This window comes from Corynebacterium lipophiloflavum DSM 44291 (genome assembly GCF_000159635.1).
GTDB lineage: Bacteria > Actinomycetota > Actinomycetes > Mycobacteriales > Mycobacteriaceae > Corynebacterium > Corynebacterium lipophiloflavum.
Genome location: NZ_GG667197.1, coordinates 15,992 through 17,552, shown reverse-complemented (window position 1 = coordinate 17,552; position 1,561 = coordinate 15,992). Strand labels below are relative to the sequence as shown.

At 54.8% G+C, this 1,561-nt stretch carries 1 protein-coding gene and 1 pseudogene; one reads left to right on the top strand and one right to left on the bottom strand.

What is annotated here, in order from left to right:
• Positions 1-23 precede the first annotated feature (23 nt).
• Positions 24-1,258, bottom strand: a protein-coding gene (locus tag HMPREF0298_RS12315) for an IS3 family transposase (protein WP_211205440.1) whose coding sequence is annotated in 2 segments (ribosomal slippage) — positions 24-967 and positions 967-1,258 — 1,236 coding nt in all. Because the reading frame shifts where the segments join, the coding sequence is not laid out codon by codon here.
• 49 nt (positions 1,259-1,307) lie between these two features.
• Here HMPREF0298_RS12315 and HMPREF0298_RS12305 point away from each other — a divergent pair.
• Positions 1,308-1,493, top strand: a pseudogene (locus tag HMPREF0298_RS12305) (helix-turn-helix domain-containing protein); the annotation flags it as partial.
• Positions 1,494-1,561 lie beyond the last annotated feature (68 nt).

The window sequence follows — 1,561 nt, the reverse complement described above, 5'->3', positions numbered from 1 at the left end:
TTGAAGTGCCCCGGGTTTTGTTCCTAGGTATTTGCCTTGATTTCCATTCTCTCATGATTTGGGTTGCCAGTCCAAAACTCTTCTTCTACTTCTGCCGGCGTACGGTAGCCGAGACTTTGGTGAAGCCTTGATTCGTTCCACCACGTGACCCACTCGAAGGTCGCGATTTCTACGTCGGCCACATCGTTCCAAGTGCGGGTATGAATGAGTTCATTTTTGTAGGAACCGTTGATATTTTCGGCTAAGGCATTGTCGTAGGAGTCACCGACCGTTCCAGTAGAGGCCGTGATTCCGTGCTCGGCTAGACGCTCGTTGTAGACAATGCTGACGTATTGCGATCCGTGATCTGCATGGTGAACAAGGCCCGCTGTGTCCTTGGCACACACAATGGCTTGATTCAGCGCCTGCAGCGGCAACGCCTCGGTACGCATCGAATCGGACAACGCCCACCCGACGATCCGACGGGAGTACACGTCAGTCACGAACGCTGTGTACACGAAGCCGCCCCGCGTGCGGACGTACGTAATGTCAGCGACCCATAGACGGTTGGGCCCAGAGGCCTTGAATTCACGGTTAACGAGGTCAGGTCGCACATCCGGGCCCGTAGGCTTACGGGTGGTAATGGGTGCACCACCTTTTCCCTTTCCGGACAGGCCTGCCAGGCGCATCAACCGGGCAGTCTGCTCGCGACCAATATCAATACCTTCACGTCGAAGCGCGTGCCACATTTTCCGCACGCCGTAAACGCCGTAATTGCCAGCGTGAACCTCGCGAAGACGTTCCACGAGGGCAGCATCGCGAAGGCGGCGAGCGCTCACGCCACGTGCTTTGTGTTGGCGGTACCCGCGCGAGGTGATAAATCCTCCCTCACGATGATTCCTTAACGTCTGGCAGATGAACTCGACTGTGAAACGATCCCGCTGTTCATCGATGAATCGGATCATTTCCGACGTTTGGGGTCGAGTTCTGACGCGAAAAAAGCCGATGCGGCCTTCAACAATTCGTTTGTGTCACGTAGCTCCTGAACTTCGCGGCGTAGCCTGGCATTTTCAGCAGCCAGGTCTTCAGGCAGACGTTCAGGAACTCGTCCTTCGCGGCGAGCTGCCTGCGTCCATTGGCGGGCTGTGTGCCATGAGACGCCCAGTTTGGGTGCCACAATCTTGCACGCTTCCTGCGTGGAAATATTCTCCGTCAGAATGCGGTCTTCTACGAGACGGACAACGCGGTCCTTCGCATCCTGGTCAAATTTCCTCGGCATGTTCCAAATTTTCCCATCTACTCAAACGGAACAAAACCTGGGGCACTTCACGTCACAGCCCAGGGATCTTCGTCGGGATGAGTTGAAAGAACTGCGTATCGCGAAGCATCTCACCCAGGTGGTTGTAGCGAAGCATTTGGGGTGTGCCCCGGCGAGGATCAGTGACATCGAGACTGGAAAACGTCCATTGACGGAATTAGCATCGGCCTACGAAAAATTTCTGAAAAGCGCTTGACACAATATAGGAGCATCGCAACCGGAAACGTTTCGAGAAATGGTGTGTTCTGAGTGGTCTACAAGTTG